Source organism: Streptacidiphilus neutrinimicus (assembly GCF_000787815.1).
Classification (GTDB): Bacteria; Actinomycetota; Actinomycetes; order Streptomycetales; family Streptomycetaceae; genus Streptacidiphilus; species Streptacidiphilus neutrinimicus.
In genome coordinates this window covers 12,114-27,412 of record NZ_BBPO01000049.1, presented here as the reverse complement: position 1 = coordinate 27,412, position 15,299 = coordinate 12,114, and the positions used below count along the sequence as shown (strand labels likewise).

Sequence of the window (15,299 nt, the reverse complement as noted above, 5' to 3'; positions counted from 1 at the left end):
CCCCCGCACCACACCGACCACCTCCCTTCCCCGCGCATGGCGCGTGTCAGGATTCCTTGACACGCGCCATGGCTGTCAGGCTAACCTGACAGCCATGGGAGTTCCTGAGGAGTCCGCTGCCCGGTCCGCCGAGGGCGCGGGAGCTGCCGCCGACCTGCTGGGACAGGTCACGGCCAGGGATCCGGCCGTCGGGCTGAGCGCCGTCGTCGCGCTGCGCCGACTGCTGGAGGAGCTGGAGCGTCTGCACGTCGACAACGCGCGCGACCAGGGCTGGACCTGGCAGAGCATCGCGTCGGCGCTGCAGGTGAGCCGGCAGTCCGTGCACGAGAAGCATGCGAGCAGGCGCAAGGCCACGGGCAAGGAGAGCTGAGAGTGTTCGAGTACTTCACCGGCCGCGCCAAGCGCGCCATCGTCGTCGGCCAGGACGAGGCGATCGCCCTCGGCCACGACTTCATGGGGACCGAGCACCTGCTGCTCGGCCTCGCCGCCGATCCGGAGAGCGCCGCGGGCTCGGTCCTCGCCGCCCACGGCGTCGACGCCGACCGCACCCGCGAGGTGACCGTCCGTCTCCTCACCGAGGCCGGCGTCGACGCGACCGGCGGCCGCCCCGCGAGCGACGCGCTCGCGTCGATCGGCATCGACGTCGCGGAGATCCGGCGCCGCGCGGACGAGAGCTTCGGCGAGGGGAAGTTCCAGTTCCCGCGCCCGGCCTACACCCCGCATGCCAAGGCCGCGCTGGAGCAGACGCTGCGCGAGGCGAAGGCACTCGGGCACGAGCGCTTCGGCACCGAGCACATGCTGCTGGGCATCCTCGCCGTCGGCGGGGACGACGCGGAGCGCACGACCGCTCTGGCGGTCCTGACCGCACTGGACGTTAACACGGCGGCGCTGCGGCCCGCGCTGCTGTCCCGGATCACCGAGGGCTGAGGCGTCCGCCGGGCGGCGCGGGCCACGTAGGCTCTACGGCACAGCCGCCGCACCCGGCACAGCCGCCGAACCGAGGGAGCCCGCACCGTGTCGCTGATCTGGCGTCACCACCCCGTGCCGCCGACCGTCGGGGTCGTGCTCGTGATGCACGGCGGGGAGGAGCACGGGCTCGAGCCGCCGTCGTGGCTGAACCCGCCTCTCCAGCGGATGCGCCCGTTCGAGCGGGCGTTGCTGCGGTCTCCGCTCGGAGAGGCGCTGGGCGTGGCCGAGGTCGGGTACCGCTGCCGGGGCTGGAACGGCCAGCGGGCGGACGCGGCGATGGACGCGGAGGAGGCGCTCGCGGAGCTGGTCGGGCTGGTCGGTCCGGGTGTGCCGGTGGTCCTGCTGGGCCACTCCATGGGCGGGCGCGCCGCCCTGCGCGTCGGCGGGCACGCGTCCGTCGCCGGGGTCGTCGCGCTCGCGCCCTGGTGCCCGCCGGGCGAGCCCGTCGAGCACCTCGCCGACCGCCGCGTGCTGGTCATCCACTCCGACCACGACCGGGTGACGTCCCCGGCGGAGTCCCTCGACCTCGCCGCGCGCGCCCGGATGGCCGGCGCGCAGGCGGCTCGCTGCGTCATCCCGGGCAGCGACCACGCGATGGTCCGCCGCGCGCCGACCTGGCACCGCCTCACCACGCTGCTGACCGGTGCCCTCCTCGGCGCGTGGCCGTTCCCGGACCCGGTGGCCAAGTCGCTCGCACGCACGGGCTCCGACATCGACGGCCTCGACTTGCGCCTCCCCCTCTGGTCGGGCCGCCGCTGACAGTGGTCTCTGGCAGCATGCAGAACCTGCAACTGCGCATCGACGCCTACACGCTCCCGGGCCGCGACTGCGCTCCGGGGCCGGTCTTCCCCGGGGTGAGCGGGATCGAGGTCGCCGTCCAGCGCAAAGACCGGCCTGCCGAGCTGCTCGACCCCCAGCCCGGCGACGCCGAGGCCGCCCGCTGGGCCTTCGACTGAACCTTCACCCCGGACGGCGAACTCCGCGGCCCCTACGTCCAGAACCGCCTCGGCGGCCGAGCCGGCCTGAGAGCGGAGCCAGCCGAACCTCGGCGGGTCGGCCGAGGGCCGCTCCTGCTGCAAGGGCCGCGCTGGTGGTCAGATGTCGCGGAAGGTCTCGATCCGGGCGCCGATGGAGTTGAGGCGTTCGGCGAGGTCCTCGTAGCCGCGGTTGATCACGTAGACGTTGCGGAGCACGGAGGTGCCCTCGGAGGCGAGCATCGCGAGGAGGACGACCACGGCGGGGCGCAGGGCGGGCGGGCACATCATCTCCGAGGCGCGCCAGCGCGTCGTCGGGCCCTGGACGAGGACGCGGTGGGGGTCGAGGAGCTTGACGTTGGCACCGAGGCGGTTGAGCTCGGTGAGGTAGATCGCGCGGTTGTCGTAGACCCAGTCGTGGATGAGCGTGTCGCCGTGCGCGGCCGCCGCGATCGCGGCGAAGAAGGGCACGTTGTCGATGTTGATGCCGGGGAACGGCATCGGGTGGATCTTGTCCGCGGGCGCGGTCAGCTTGGAAGGGCGGATCGTCAGGTCGGTGAGGCGGGTGCGGCCGTTGCGGGCGAGGTACTCCTCGCTGCGGTCGTAGTCGAGGCCCATCTCCTCCAGCACGGAGAGCTCGATCTCAAGGAACTCGATCGGCACCCGGCGGATCGTCAGCTCCGAGGAGGTGACCACGGCCGCGGCCAGCAGGCTCATCGCCTCGACCGGGTCCTCGGCGGGGGCGTAATCGACGTCGCTGTCGATCTTCTCCACGCCGTGGACGGTCAGCGTCGTGGTGCCGATGCCCTCGACCTTGACGCCGAGCCGCTCCAGGTAGAAGCAGAGGTCCTGGACCATGTAGTTCGGGCTGGCGTTGCGGATGACCGTGACGCCCGGGTGGCGGGCGGCCGCGAGCAGCACGTTCTCGGTGACGGTGTCCCCGCGCTCGGTCAGCACGATGGCGCGGCCGGGTGCGACGCCGGGCTCGACGTCGGCGTGGTAGTGGCCGTCGGTCGCGTTGACGCGCAGGCCGAACTGGCGCAGCGCGGCCAGGTGCGGGCCGACGGTCCGGGTGCCGAGGTCGCAGCCGCCCGCGTAGGGGAGCTTGAAGTGCGGCTCCAGGTGCATCAGCGGGCCGAGCAGCATCAGCACGCTGCGGGTGCGACGCGCGGCGTCGGCGTCCATGGCGTCGAGGTCGAGCCTGGCCGGCGGGGTGAGCTCGAGGTCGTTGCCGTTGTTGATCCAGCGTGCCTTGACGCCGATGCTGGTCAGGACCTCGAGGATGCGGTAGATCTCCTCGATCCGCGCGACCTGGCGCAGCGTCGTGCGGCCGGTGGTGAGCAGCGACGCGCACAGCAGGGCGACGCCGGCGTTCTTGCTGCTGCGCACGTCGATCGCGCCGGTGAGGCGCCGCCCGCCGGTGACCCGCAGGTGCATCGGCCCGGCGTACCCGAGGGAGACGATCTCGCTGTCGAGCGCCTCACCGATTCGGGCGATCATCTCAAGGCTGAGATTCTGCTGACCGCGCTCCATCCGGTTCACGGCGCTCTGACTGGTGGTCAGCGCCTCCGCCAGTTCGGCCTGAGTCAGGCCCTTGTGCTGTCGGGCGGTACGGATGAGCTTGCCGATGCGTACGAGGTAGTCGTCAGTCACACGGCTCACACTATCTCAGATCTGAGATGCGAAGCACGGCCGGTTGCGCCATCAGAGGGACGTGGCCGGGCGTACACGAACCCCGGACGGTACGTACTCTGACGATCTCTCATCGCACGACGGCCCGCCCGCTCCCCCGAGTGGGCTAAGATCACGCGGCCTGCACGCGGTGCAGACAGCTGTGTCCAGGGGGGAACAACGACATGGTCGACGAATCGATCGAGGGCGGAGAGAGATCCGCCAAGGGCGTCAACGTGGCGCTCCAGGTGGTGGCGGCGTTCGGTCTGGGCGCGGTCGCGCTCGGGGCGATGTGGGGTCTGGGGGTGTTCCGCAAGCCGACGGACGCGGCGGGGGCGGGGAGGCCGGCGGGCTGCCAGGCGCGCAAGCCCTCCGACGCGGCCGAGTACCCGGCCCTGTGCGCGGCCCTCAACCAGCCGGACCTGCCGGTGCTGCTCGGCGCGCCGGGCGAGCACGTGATACTCGCGCAGTCCGCGGGGAGCACCTTCACCTATCCCAACGGGTCCACGGAGAGCGACGCCGCCGCCGAGGTGCAGCTCGGGACCTACAACGTGCGGCTGACCGACAACCAGAACATCTCGGTCAAGGCGCTGGCGGCCGTCACGGACTCGGTCCAGCCGACCACGGTGCTCGGCCATGCGGCCCTGACCTACGCGGACCGCACGATGGAGATCACCTTCGGCGGCGACCAGGCAGGCGGCACTCGTGCCGGGGGCATCGCCCGGCACCTGGTCGTGGCGAAATCGGCCAAGGACGGCGGCGGCAGCTTCGAGCTCGCCGTCTGGCGCCAGGACGGCACGACGCCGGACGCCGCGTCCCTGCTACGGATCGCCCAGGAGGTGCTGCCTGCCGCGCCGGGCTGGGTCGGGGGAACGTGAGACAGCGGGGCGCATGAGGAAGGGGGCGGTGACCGGCCCGAAGGCCGGTCGCCGCTTCCGGACGAGCAGGATCAGCTGCCGAACGTCATGCCCAGGTCGTCGACGTAGCCGTCGTCGTCGGTTCCGGCCGACCGGGTGAAGGAGACGGTGAGCTTGACCGACGTGGTGCCCTGCGGGACGGTGCCGGTGGCCTGCTCCAGGAGCAGCTCCGTCTGGTTGTTGCGCTGCGCGGCCGTCACCGGCGCCAGGCTGGCGGTGCCGAGCGAGGCGCCGGAGGCGTTCAGGAACGTCGCCACGACGCCGGCCTTGTCACCCTGCGTGCTGTAGCCGCCGATCCAGCCGGAGAGGCTGTAGGGCAGCGTGCCGGTCGCGATCTGTGCGGCCCGGCTGCTGACGTCGACCGTCTGCGTCATCTGCGAGGACGCGTACGGACCGCCGTCGAAGAACGCGTTGCCCGGCGTGGCCGGCGCCTTCGGGCCCTGGGACGTGGTCGGGTAGGAGGGCGCGCCGTAGCAGACCTGCTGCGGCAGGTTGGAGGTGGCGGTCCAGCCCTGCGCCGGGTAGCCGCCGGTCCCGCTGCCGCAGGAGCCGGTCTCCGCGCCGGGGTTGGCGATCGGCAGCTGGAACGCGGTGCCGGAGGCGCCGACCGTCCAGGTGAAATTCGCCGAGCCGGACGCGCCGGTGCCGTCCGTGGCGGAGGCGGTCACCTGGTAGACGCCGGCCGTGGTGGGCGTGCCGGTGATCGCGCCGGAACCGCTGACGGACAGTCCGGCGGGCAGGCCGATGGCCGACCAGCTGAGCGTCTGCCCGGACGCCGAGTCGCTCCCGGCGAGCTGGAGCGAGGAGATCGCCGTGCCCGCGGTCGCGGCCTGGCTGCCGGGGTTGGTGACCGTCACCGTGTCGCCGCCCGACTGGGCACCGGTGAACACCTCGTTGTACGGGGTGGCCCACTTGTCGTTGTTGGTCATGCTCGGCAGGCCGAGCGCGCCCTCGATGACGCGGGCGGTGCTGTAGTGGTCGTAGCGGGTGGCGTCCTGGTAGCCCGCCTTCACCGTGCCCTGCGAGCCGATCACGATCGTGGCGACCTGGTTGCTCTGGCCGGGGCCGAAGCCGCCGGGGCCGCCGCTGCCGTCCTCGTCCCAGGTGAGGACCAGCAGGGACTTCTGCTGGGTCCAGGCCGGGGAGGCGAACAGGGTCGGCAGCGTCTGGCTGAGCCAGGTGTCACCGGCCGCGATGCCGCAACCCTCCATGTCGTTGCAGGAGTCGGCGTCGGCCCAGACGAACGCCGGGGTGGTGGCGGTCGACTTCAGGTCGGTGTTCAGCAGCTGCGGCAGCGGCTGCCAGTGCGCCTGGCAGTAGGCGTTGTCGCTCTGCATCTTGGGGTCGTAGTAGAACGGCACGTCGTCGGACTCGTAGTTGCCGCTGTTGCTGGTCTGGCAGTTGCTGGTCTGGCTCTGGACGTACTGCTTCCAGCTCTTGCCGGCCGCGTCGAGGTTGTCGTTCAGGCCGTTGTTGGTGGCGGCGCAGGCCGCGTTGGTGATGCAGTCGGCGCCGGGGTTGCTGTTGTTGCTGCGCCCGTAGGAGTTGCCGAACGCGATGGCCTCGTAGTTCGGGTCGGAACTGTGCGTGTTGGCGTGGTAGTTGGTCAGCAGCGAGCCCATCGGCACCAGCGTGTTGTTGATGTAGGGCGCGCTGGAGTCGCCGATGATGCCCGCGCCGCCGTCGGCGGTGTTGGAGGACGCGGAGTAGTTGTTGTTCTCCATCATCACGACGAAGACGTGGTCGTATCCGGGCACCGTCGACGCGGGCACGCTCAGCGTCGGGGCGGTGATCGGCGTGTCCAGGGTGAGCGACAGGTCGTCGGCCATGCCGTCGTTCTGGGTCCCGGTCATGGTGAAGTCGACCGTGGTGAGGATGGACCGGGTGCCGGCGGGCACGGCCGCGGTGGTGCTGCGCTGCAGGAACTCGGTGGTGCTGCTGCGGTCGGCGGCGAGCACCGGGCCGATCGAGGCGGTGCCGAGGGAAGCGCCGGAGGCGTTGCGGTAGGTGACGGTGACGGCGGCGGCGTCGTTGTAGCCGCTGACGCCGCCGAGCCAGGCGGAGAGGGTCGCGTGCACACCGCCGGCGTCGATCGCGGGGGCGGCCGAGGAGACGTCGGTGACCTGCGTCATCTCGGAGGAGCCGCGCGAGCCCCCCTGGAAGTAGGCGGTGCCCTTGGTCGGCGAGCCGGGCGTGGTGGTGCTCGCGCCGTTGGTGGAGTTGTAGCAGTTGATGACCGGGTCGCCGGAGGTGATCTGCCAGCCCGGAACGGTGGTCTCCTCCCACCCGCCCGGACTGCACTGCGAGGTCTCGGCGTTGCCGTTCAGCAGCAGGTTGGCGCTCTCGGTGGCGGCCGAAGCGGACTGGGCGGGCGCGGCGAGCACGGGGGCGACCGCGGCGGCCAGTGCGGTCAGCGCGGCGGCGGCGAGGGTCGCGGTGCGGGGCCGGACAGTGCGTCGTGCGGGGCTGGGCGACGGCGGGGCGGATCGACTCATCGCGGGCGTCCTTCTGCGGGAGGGGTGCGCATGACGGGACCTGCTATTGGGCTAGCCCAATGCTCGGGCACTCGATTCTGACCCTCGTGGGTGAGCCGGAACAGGTCCGCCGGTTGCACAGTCGGCGTCCGGCAGGGAAACGCGCGGGACGCGGACCCGTACGCGCGCCGGTCCGCACGGGCACGTGGGTGGCGCGGCCCAACACCCCTTCGCCGGGAGGCGTGGATGCGCATGCACGTTGGCCGAACCCCCACCCTGCTCGCCGTCGGAACCGTCGCCCTCGCCGCCGCCGCCCCGTCCGCGGCGGCGGCGGCGGCGGCCCAGGCTGCCGCCGCCCAGGCCACCGCGGCCACCAGCCCGATCCAGGTGTACGGCGCCTGGCACTGCTCCGACGACGCGTGCACCTGGGCGACCGTCCGCGACATGACGGACTTCGACCAGAAGAACCACTGGCTGATCGACCGGGGCGACGGCCACCCCTCCGTCAACCTCGTGGTGCTGAGCTTCGTCAACCCGCTGCGGCTGCTCGACGGCACAACGGACGCCGGCGACACGAACGGCGTCCCCAACGGGATGACCCAGGCGATCGTCGACTACTTCACCAGCCACGGCGTCCGCGTGATGCTCTCGATCGGCGGCATCACCTACGCGGGCGACTGGGACACCGCCCTCGCGCAGAACCCCACCCTGCTCGGACAGAAGGCGGCCGCGCTCGCGACACAGCTGGGCGTCGGCATCGAGATCGACTACGAGAACTCCTCCAGCCCGAACCTGACGGGCCTTCAGTCGTTCGTCTCCGCCTACCGCGCGGTCCACCCCTACGACGCCACCGGCGCGGACCCGACCGCGCGCCTCACCATCGACCTCGCCGCGGGCGACCGCTGGCTGGTCGGCCTCACCCAGTACGTACCCGCTTACTGGCTGACCACCGGCAACCCGGTGCCCGACTACGCCAACGCGATGGTGCCCAGCAAACAGCCGAACGCGGCGGGGGCCGAGTCCAACTGGCAGGAGCACCTCTCCGGCAAGCCCACCTACAGCCCGCCGATCCCGCCGTTGGCCCCGGCGAAGTTCACCGGCAGCCTCTACATCGCCGAGGGCTCCTCCGTCCGGCCGGAGTGCACGAACTTCTCGACCTCGGTGGAGAACACCACCGGCTCGTGGGTCCAGAGCGCGGCCCCTGCCGGGGCGGGCACCACGCCCGGCATGCTCGGCTACATGTTCTGGGCGGCGGAGACGCCCTCCATGAAGGGCGTCACCACTGATCCGCCCAACAGCTGCCAGGGCGGCGTCGGCGTCGGGTCCGCCACCTACGGCGTCCCGGTGCCGATGCCGCCGCTGCGCCAGAACTGACCCACGACCGACCTACGGCCGACCCGTTGTCAGGACAGCGCGGACGCGGCGAGTTCGCGGACGCGGTCCGGGTCCCCGTAGATGTCGAGGGCCGTGATCAGGCCGTCCACGACGGTGAACGCCATGATGTTGGTGGGCCGTCCGTCGCGCACGACCAGCGCGGCGGCGGCGCCGTTGACCAGCACCGGCCGGAGCTCGGCCGCCGGGACGTAGCCGATCTTCGCGTTCTGGGCGACCGTCCGCGCGCCGCGCACCAGCGCGGGCCGCGGCAGCTTGATCGCGCCGAAGTCGGCGCGGGCCACGACGTCCGGGTGCAGCACCGACACCAGCGCGTCGAGGTCCCCCTCGCGCGCGGCGGCGAAGAAGGCGTCGACGACCTCGCGCTGCCGGGCGACGTCCCGCTGCTGCTCGGGGATCCGGGCCGTCGACACGCGCTTGCGTGCCCGGCTCGCGAGTTGCCGCGTCGCCGCGTCCTCGCGCTCCAGCACGGCGGCGATCTCCGGGAACGGCACCTCGAACATGTCGTGCAGCACGAAGGCCAGGCGCTCGTCCGGTGAGAGCGTGTCGAGCACGATCTGCAGGGCCAGGCCGAGGTCGTCGGCGAGCAGCACGGCGTCCTCCGGCGTGGACGGCCCGTCCTCGGCGACGACGGGGTCGGGCAGACGCCCGTCCCACGGCTCCTCGGCCCGGGTGCGGCGGCTGCGCAGCGCGTTCAGGCAGACCCGGCCGACGATCGTCGTCAGCCAGCCTGCGGGGTTCTCGATCTCGGCGGCGCGCACCTCCGCCCGGCTGATCCGCAGCCACGCGTCCTGCAGCGCGTCCTCCGCGTCGGCGAAGGAGCCGAGCATCCGGTAGGCCACGGCCCGCAGCCGGGGCCGGTGCTCCTCGAAACGCTCCGCGAACCACTTCTCGTCGTCCATCGCGCCCAGTCTCGCACGGGATCGAACGTGTTCCGGCAAAGTCCCCACGCAGCTCACAGTGTTCAGCGCGCGAATGCCGTTCGCCTTCCTCGGCTTCTCCACGAAGATCGGCCGGCTGGACCGCAAGCTCACGCTCCCGGCGGAGACCGTGGTGCTGGTGCGCGAGACGGTCGCGGCGCCAACGGCTGCCTGTCCTGCCAGGACGTGACCCGCTGGTACGCGCCGCGCAGGGCGTGGTCGGCGCGGAGCGCCTGGACGCGCTGCCGCGGTACCGCACCAGCAAGCTGTTCGACGAGTCCGAGCGCGCCGCGCTGGACCACGTGCGCGAGGTGGCCGAGGAGCGGCACGTCCGTCCGGAGACCTTCGCCCGGCTGCCCCGGCACTACGGCGAGCGCCGGATCTGCGACCTGGTCTGGCTGGTCGCCCGCCCAGTGATGACCCGCCAAACCCGGTCGACTCCGTTGGTGAGGGTCACCGCGGGGGCGGACACCGCCTCGGTCAGTCGTCCGGCCCGGCCAGGACACGGACGGCGAAGGGGCGCAGGCTGTCGTCACCGTGCTCGGCGGCGTAGCCGAGGGCGGTGAGCGTGCGAACCAGCGCCTCGGCCATCACCACCCGGACGGAGAGGGAGTCCGGACCGTCGGGGCCCACCGACGGGTGGGTTCTCCAGTGGAGCCACACGCCGCCCACGGCGTCGTCGAAGGCGTCGGCCTCCACCTCGACCCCGGCCAGCGAGGACGGGGTCACCTCGTAGGGCTTGGCGTTCAGGCCCGCCGCCAGCAGGTCGCGCTCCACACGGGCGGCCAGCCGCAGCAGCGCCGCGGCGGCGGGCGGCTCCAGCCGCCGCGGTCCGAGCGCGGGGTCCGAAGGATCCATGGGAGTCAGCGTAGAGAAGCCTCATGCGTCTCCGGGGCCACTCGGGGCATGATCGGAGAAGGTCGCATATGCCCGCGCCCGGGCCGAGCCCGGGACCGAGCCCGAGGAGAGCCGTGGAGATCCGCTACACCTGCGAGCCGAGCCCGGACACGGCGGCGAACGAGGACTTCGTCCTCACCGGCGCGAACTTCGCGCTGGTGCTCGACGGCGCGACCCCGAGCGGCCTGCCCACCGGCTGCGTCCACGACGTCCCCTGGTTCGTCACGCGCCTGGCGGGCCAGCTCGGCGCGTTCCTGCTCGCGCACCCGGACGAGCCCCTGCAGGAGGTGCTGCGGCAGGCGATCCTCCGCACCCGCGACCTGCACCCCCAGTGCGACCACGGCAGCCCAGAGAGCCCCTCCAGCACGGTCGCGCTGCTGCGCGCGGACCCCGTCGCCGACCGCCTCGACTGCCTGGTCCTCGCCGACTCCCCCGTGGTCGTGCGCACCCTCGACGGCCACGTGGACCTCGTCTCCGACGACCGCATCGACCATCTCCCGGCCTACGACCGCGACTCAGTCAGCGCCCTGCGCAACACCCCCGGCGGCTTCTGGGTCGCCTCCGCCCGCCCCGACGCCGCGGAACACGCCGTCCTGGCCTCGTTCCCGCTCACCCACGTCCGCGACGCCGCCGCACTCTCCGACGGAGTCACCCGGCTCGTCGACCGCTTCGGCTGGACCTGGACGGAGCTCCTCGACTCCCTCGCCGGCGACGGCCCCTCCCACCTCGTGGGGGCCGTCCGCAAGTCCGAACTCGCCCTCCCCGAAGGCAGCTTCCGCGGCAAACGCCACGACGACGCCTCCGCCGTCCACTGGAGTCAGGCGACGCGGTAGGCGGCGGCGCCGTTGTGCAGGAAGCGGGCACGACCGTGCTGGTCGGAGCCGATCAGGGACAGCACGCGATGGCCGTCGAAGGCCGGTCTGGCGGTGATGACGGCGCTGTCGCCCAGGCGGACCACCTCGACGCGGTCCCCGGGTCTGCCGAACAAGGACGTCGCGCGTGCGGTGCGGGAGTGACGGATCAGGAACGCGCGGCCGTCCTCGACGGTGAGCGTGAGGTCGTACCGCGTGGTGCGATAGGTGCCGCACATCTTCCGGTGAGCCTGAGACAGGTATGCGAAGGCCCCTGGGGCGGCAGAGGATCCGCCGCCCCAGGGGCCGTGTCGGCGCGCGACGGCTCAGATGTGGCGCATCGCGTAGATCGAGCCGATGGTCGAGATGGACTCGAAGCGGACCACCGCGCCCGTGTGCGGGGCGTGCAGGACGACGCCGTTGCCGGCGTACATGCCGACGTGCTCGCCGCCGTTGAAGAAGACCAGGTCGCCCACGCGCAGGTCGGCGACGGAGGTGACCGGGGTGCCGTCGGTCATCTGGGCGTAGGTGTCGCGGCCGAGCTGGTAGCCCGCCTGCTCGTAGGACCACATCATGAAGCCCGAGCAGTCGAACTCGTTCGGGCCGGTCGAGCCCCAGTTGTAGGGCGAGCCGATCTTGGTCTTCGCGGCGGCGAAGGCCGCGGCCTCGATGGAGTCGCCGGCCGCGCCGCCGTAGTTCAGGTTGGAGCCGGTGCCGCCGACCAGGACGGTGCGCTGACTGGCCGTCGCGGAGTCGAGCAGCTTCTGGGTGGCCTTGACCTTCGCCGCCGCCGCGTTCTTCAGCGCCTGGGCCTTCTGCGTGATCGCCTGCAGGGACTGCAGCTCCTGCTCCGCCTCGGCCTTCTCGCGGGCGAGGGTGCTCTCCTCGGCCTGGAGCAGGGTCAGCTGGGAGGCCTCGTTGCTCGTCAGCTGGTTCATCGAGGAGGCCTTCTGCAGGAACTCGCCCGGGTCGCTGGTGAGCATCAGCTGCACGGTGGGGTCCACCGCGCCGGAGGCGTACTGGCTCTGCGCGATCGCGCCGACGCTGTCCAGCAGGTCGTTCGCCTTGGCCTGGTTCCGCGCGATCTCGTCCTGAAGGATCGAGACCTTCTGCTGGATCTGCTGCTGCTGCGCCTGAGCCTGGTTGTACGCCTCGACCGCCTGGTCCGCCTGACTGTTGAGCTGGTCGAGCTGGGACTTCAGCTGGGAGGTGCTCGGCTGCGGGGCCGCCTGCGCCGTCTGCGTGGCCAGGCCGACACTCGTGGCCGCCACGACGGTGAGCGCGGATATTCGGGTACGGGTGCGACTGGGCGCGGCGGGACGGCGGTGGGACGCCACCTGGACGGGCTCCTTCTTCCTGGCCGTCTACCGGGTGAGCTGACGGGTTCGGGCCGGAAGTCTGCCCTACGACATCTCACGGTCGCCTCGCGTGCACGCACGCGCCGCAACCGCCCTGATGCCGATTCACCCCGGGGAAGTGGGTCCCCGGCTCCGTCTCGTCCTCCGGGCGTCCCCGCGCGACCTGCGCGGATCGGTCCGAAGTCCTCGACAGACTCGACGGGAACCGTCGTGGATGTCCCTCGGACGATCGACTGCACAACGGTTCGAAGGTGAACCATAGTTGCCGGATCGTGACCGGATCAACTGCGGCGTCGAAAACCTCTCGAAGACGATCCACCCAAACCATCCCCAAAGTCCCCAACCTCCCCCTCCGCACCTCCACCCGGATCTCCACCCCAGGGTGGTGCCCCGGCGTCGCGCGCGGGGGAACGCTTACGCCATGAGCGGAGTGCAGACGGCCGTGCAGGGCGTCGTGAGCGGCTGCATCGTGGTCTTCGGAGTCACCTGGCTGCTGGGCGCCCTCTACTTCGGGCTTCTCGCGCACGGTTCCCGGGAGCGGGCGCGTGGCTGGCTGCGCGGTCTGCGCGCCTCGTTGCCGGCGCGGATCGCGCTGGTGCTCGGCATCGCCGCGATGATCGTGCTGACCGGTCCGGCGCACAGTCCGTTCTGGCGCCACCTGCGCTACTGGAACCCGGTGCTCGGGATCACGGGCGCGGCGCTGGCCGTCGCGTCGACGGCGCTGCTGGTCTGGGCGCGCCTGGTGCTCGGCGCGATGTGGGCGAGCGTCCCGCTGGTCCAGGAGGGCCACGAGCTGCGCACGAACGGGCCGTACGCCCGTGTGCGGCACCCCATCTACACGGGGTTCCTCGGGGTCGTCGTCGGCGCGACCCTCGCCGAGGGCTTCGGCGTCTGGCTGGCGGCCACCGCAGTCACCGTGCCCTGGCTGCTGCGCCGCGTCCGTGTCGAAGACGGCCTGATGGCAGCCGAGTTCGGCGACCAGTACCGCGACTACCGCCGACGCGTCCCGGCCCTGCTGCCGTTCCGCCGCCCGTGGCGCCGGACCTGACGTCGGACGGGACGTCGGACGGGACGCCGGACGGGACGTCGGACGGGACGTCGGACGGGAAGGCCCCCGGCGCGCGGCCGGGGGCGTGGCGGAACGTGGTCACTCGCGGTCAGACGGTCAACGAGACCGGGTGGATCTCGTCGGCGGCATGACCGGCGCGCTCGTGGATGCGCTTGACGGCGTCCATGGAGGGCGCCTCGGACAGGCAGTAGACCGTGCCCGACTCGGGGTCGGCCCAGGCCTGCTTGAAGTGGACGTGTTCCTCAGCCTCGATCGCGAGGTCGGCCTGGTGCGCCGCCGCCAGCTGGTCGGCGGTGATCCCGGTCATCCCGTGGTGGACGTCCATGAAGAGCGTCATGACGTACGGCACCTCCTCGGTCCGGATGCTTCCAGGATGCGCCCTCGCCGCCGATGCGGCCCTCCGGACGCAGGGGCTCCGGACGCAGGGCTCCGGACGCAGGGGCTCCGGGACGCCCGGGCCCCCCGGAGCCCCGAAGCCTGCGGACCTCAGCCGACCGCGCCGTCGACGACGTCCAGCACGTCGACCATGCGCAGCAGCTTGGCGCGGACCCGGGCCCGGTGGGACTCCGCGACGGTGATCTCGACGACCGCCGGACCGGCCGAGTCGGTCCGGACGGCCAGGGCCTGGACCGGGTGGACGCTCAGCACCGCCGCGAGGCGGCCGAGCAGACGGCCGCCGGGGACGGCGGTCGCGATCAGGGTCGGCCCGGTCGCGACGCGAGCCGGGCGCGGGACGGGGGTTTCAAGGACCGTGCTCACGCGCTCAGGATGGCAGGACATCCACGCCACGGGACGAAGCGTCTCAAAAAGTGAGCAGATCGGGCATCGCGAGCACGGTCCCCGGCCTGACCGGCAGCTCAGTGCTGCACGGACCGGGAGAGCGAGAAGTCGGCGAAGTAGGTGTGCGAGGTCGTCTTCGGACCCCACGTGGTGTCGTGCCCGCCGTAGAAGGTGGAGAAGAGCACGCCGCTGAAGGGGATCGAGCCGATGCCGGACGCGGCGCCGGTGAAGGTCGCGACCTTGCGGGCGTCGAACCAGACGGTGACGTCGCCGGTGCCGCGGTCCACCAACTGCTCGACGGTGTGCCACCTGCCGTCGGCGGGCCAGGTCCAGTCGCCGACGCCCAGGTCCACGCCGTAGCCGGTGGGGCCGGAGTCGGTCGGGGTGTAGAGGTAGACCTCGCCGTTGTTCGACACGCCCTTCGCGCCGCGCCACATGTAGCGGGTGGACCAGCCGTCGCCGTGGTTGCCGCCGGACTCCTGGCCGATCTGGCCGCCGTACAGGCCGGGGAGCTTGCCCGCCTTGCCGAAGTCGTGGCCGATGGGGAACTTGACGGCGTACCGGAGATCGAGCGTCGTGGATGAGGCGAGGGCCGAGCCGCCGCTCAGCGAGGCGAGCCGGGTGTAGAACTGCGCGCCGCCGGGGTTCGGGCAGTCGGTGCAGGAGGGGGCGGAGGAGCCGGCGCCGTAGGTGACCTCCAGGGCGCTGTGGTCGCCGGGCGCGGTGGGATCGGTGACCTGCCTGACGTCGGCCGCGCCCCAGGAGCCGGTGGAGGTCCAGCCCCAGGCGGACTTCCAGGCGCCGGAGCCGTAGCCGGTGAACTGGCCGGTCCAGGCGGCGGATCCGCGCGGGGCGCGGACGGCGGCGGCCGTGGCGCTCGGGCCGGCCAGCGCTAAGCCGACGGCAGTGGCGGCCATGAGCGCGCCGGCGGTCGCGAGCGCGACCGGCGCCTTCGCGCGACGGCCGTGTCGGCCCTGGCGGCGTTCGACGGTGGGGGACATCTGACTCCCTCGGTTGTGGGGATGGG

The 15,299-nt window shown here is 72.2% G+C and carries 18 protein-coding genes and 1 riboswitch; of the genes, 9 read left to right on the top strand and 9 right to left on the bottom strand.

The genetic code is table 11. From position 1 onward, the window contains the following. The first annotated feature begins 94 nt into the window (after positions 1-94). From TR48_RS26720 to TR48_RS26705, 4 genes are all read left to right on the top strand, one after another. On the top strand, positions 95-370 hold the full coding sequence (locus TR48_RS26720) for a hypothetical protein (RefSeq protein WP_042371882.1): 276 nt from the start codon (positions 95-97) through the stop codon (positions 368-370). 2 nt (positions 371-372) lie between these two features. Further along, positions 373-927 (top strand): Clp protease N-terminal domain-containing protein, encoded by a 555-nt coding sequence (locus tag TR48_RS26715; protein ID WP_042371881.1) that lies wholly within the window; start codon positions 373-375, stop codon positions 925-927. Positions 928-1,014: 87 nt separating this feature from the next. Continuing rightward, positions 1,015-1,728, top strand: coding sequence for an alpha/beta hydrolase (locus tag TR48_RS26710; protein ID WP_052443058.1), 714 nt, complete (start codon positions 1,015-1,017; stop codon positions 1,726-1,728). 17 nt (positions 1,729-1,745) lie between these two features. Next, positions 1,746-1,925 (top strand): DUF5990 family protein, encoded by a 180-nt coding sequence (locus tag TR48_RS26705; RefSeq protein ID WP_052443057.1) that lies wholly within the window; start codon positions 1,746-1,748, stop codon positions 1,923-1,925. Positions 1,926-2,063: 138 nt separating this feature from the next. Here TR48_RS26705 and TR48_RS26700 read toward each other — a convergent pair whose 3' ends face one another. Continuing rightward, positions 2,064-3,596, bottom strand: a complete 1,533-nt coding sequence (locus TR48_RS26700) for a UDP-N-acetylglucosamine 1-carboxyvinyltransferase (RefSeq protein ID WP_042371880.1) — start codon at positions 3,594-3,596, stop codon at positions 2,064-2,066. A 203-nt stretch (positions 3,597-3,799) separates the two neighbouring features. On the opposite strand from TR48_RS26700, the gene TR48_RS26695 reads away from it, so the two are divergent. Next, complete coding sequence (locus TR48_RS26695) at positions 3,800-4,492, top strand: DUF6215 domain-containing protein (RefSeq protein WP_042371879.1); 693 nt, start codon at positions 3,800-3,802, stop codon at positions 4,490-4,492. A gap of 71 nt (positions 4,493-4,563) precedes the next feature. Here the strand turns inward: TR48_RS26695 and TR48_RS46415 are convergent, their stop codons facing one another. Beyond that, complete coding sequence (locus TR48_RS46415) at positions 4,564-7,026, bottom strand: alkaline phosphatase family protein (protein ID WP_052443055.1); 2,463 nt, start codon at positions 7,024-7,026, stop codon at positions 4,564-4,566. A gap of 225 nt (positions 7,027-7,251) precedes the next feature. On the opposite strand from TR48_RS46415, the gene TR48_RS26685 reads away from it, so the two are divergent. Next, positions 7,252-8,379: a glycoside hydrolase family 18 protein gene (locus TR48_RS26685; RefSeq protein WP_201777164.1), complete on the top strand. Its 1,128-nt coding sequence runs from the start codon at positions 7,252-7,254 to the stop codon at positions 8,377-8,379. A gap of 29 nt (positions 8,380-8,408) precedes the next feature. Here TR48_RS26685 and TR48_RS26680 read toward each other — a convergent pair whose 3' ends face one another. Beyond that, positions 8,409-9,299 (bottom strand): sigma-70 family RNA polymerase sigma factor, encoded by an 891-nt coding sequence (locus TR48_RS26680; protein WP_042371878.1) that lies wholly within the window; start codon positions 9,297-9,299, stop codon positions 8,409-8,411. Positions 9,300-9,372: 73 nt separating this feature from the next. Here TR48_RS26680 and TR48_RS46410 point away from each other — a divergent pair, with 73 nt between their 5' ends. Beyond that, complete coding sequence (locus TR48_RS46410) at positions 9,373-9,507, top strand: hypothetical protein (protein ID WP_268873602.1); 135 nt, start codon at positions 9,373-9,375, stop codon at positions 9,505-9,507. A 290-nt stretch (positions 9,508-9,797) separates the two neighbouring features. Here TR48_RS46410 and TR48_RS26675 read toward each other — a convergent pair whose 3' ends face one another. Next, on the bottom strand, positions 9,798-10,175 hold the full coding sequence (locus TR48_RS26675) for a hypothetical protein (protein ID WP_042371877.1): 378 nt from the start codon (positions 10,173-10,175) through the stop codon (positions 9,798-9,800). 113 nt (positions 10,176-10,288) lie between these two features. Between TR48_RS26675 and TR48_RS26670 the strand changes: the two genes are divergently transcribed. Continuing rightward, a complete protein-coding gene (locus TR48_RS26670) occupies positions 10,289-11,047 on the top strand; it encodes a protein phosphatase 2C domain-containing protein (protein WP_042371876.1) in 759 nt (252 codons plus the stop codon). On the opposite strand, the gene TR48_RS26665 is transcribed toward TR48_RS26670, so the two are convergent. Both TR48_RS26665 and TR48_RS26660 read right to left on the bottom strand, forming a co-directional pair. Next, entirely contained in the window at positions 11,032-11,304 is a 273-nt protein-coding gene (locus TR48_RS26665; RefSeq protein ID WP_042371875.1) for a hypothetical protein, read from the bottom strand. The genes TR48_RS26670 and TR48_RS26665 overlap by 16 nt on opposite strands. 87 nt (positions 11,305-11,391) lie before the next feature. After that, entirely contained in the window at positions 11,392-12,402 is a 1,011-nt protein-coding gene (locus tag TR48_RS26660; RefSeq protein ID WP_042371874.1) for a C40 family peptidase, read from the bottom strand. Positions 12,403-12,431: 29 nt separating this feature from the next. After that, positions 12,432-12,554: riboswitch (cyclic di-AMP (ydaO/yuaA leader) on the bottom strand. A gap of 290 nt (positions 12,555-12,844) precedes the next feature. Here TR48_RS26660 and TR48_RS26655 point away from each other — a divergent pair. After that, positions 12,845-13,471: a methyltransferase family protein gene (locus tag TR48_RS26655; protein WP_042371872.1), complete on the top strand. Its 627-nt coding sequence runs from the start codon at positions 12,845-12,847 to the stop codon at positions 13,469-13,471. Positions 13,472-13,580: 109 nt separating this feature from the next. Here TR48_RS26655 and TR48_RS26650 read toward each other — a convergent pair whose 3' ends face one another. The 3 genes from TR48_RS26650 to TR48_RS26640 all read right to left on the bottom strand — a co-directional run bounded on the left by TR48_RS26650 (position 13,581) and on the right by TR48_RS26640 (position 15,273). Continuing rightward, positions 13,581-13,829 carry an SCO4226 family nickel-binding protein gene (locus TR48_RS26650; RefSeq protein WP_042371870.1) on the bottom strand — a complete coding sequence of 83 codons (249 nt, stop codon included), beginning with the start codon at positions 13,827-13,829 and terminating at the stop codon, positions 13,581-13,583. A gap of 149 nt (positions 13,830-13,978) precedes the next feature. Further along, positions 13,979-14,251: a hypothetical protein gene (locus tag TR48_RS26645; protein WP_042371868.1), complete on the bottom strand. Its 273-nt coding sequence runs from the start codon at positions 14,249-14,251 to the stop codon at positions 13,979-13,981. 98 nt (positions 14,252-14,349) lie between these two features. After that, positions 14,350-15,273 (bottom strand): polysaccharide lyase, encoded by a 924-nt coding sequence (locus TR48_RS26640; protein WP_201777163.1) that lies wholly within the window; start codon positions 15,271-15,273, stop codon positions 14,350-14,352. Between the last annotated feature and the right edge of the window lie 26 nt (positions 15,274-15,299).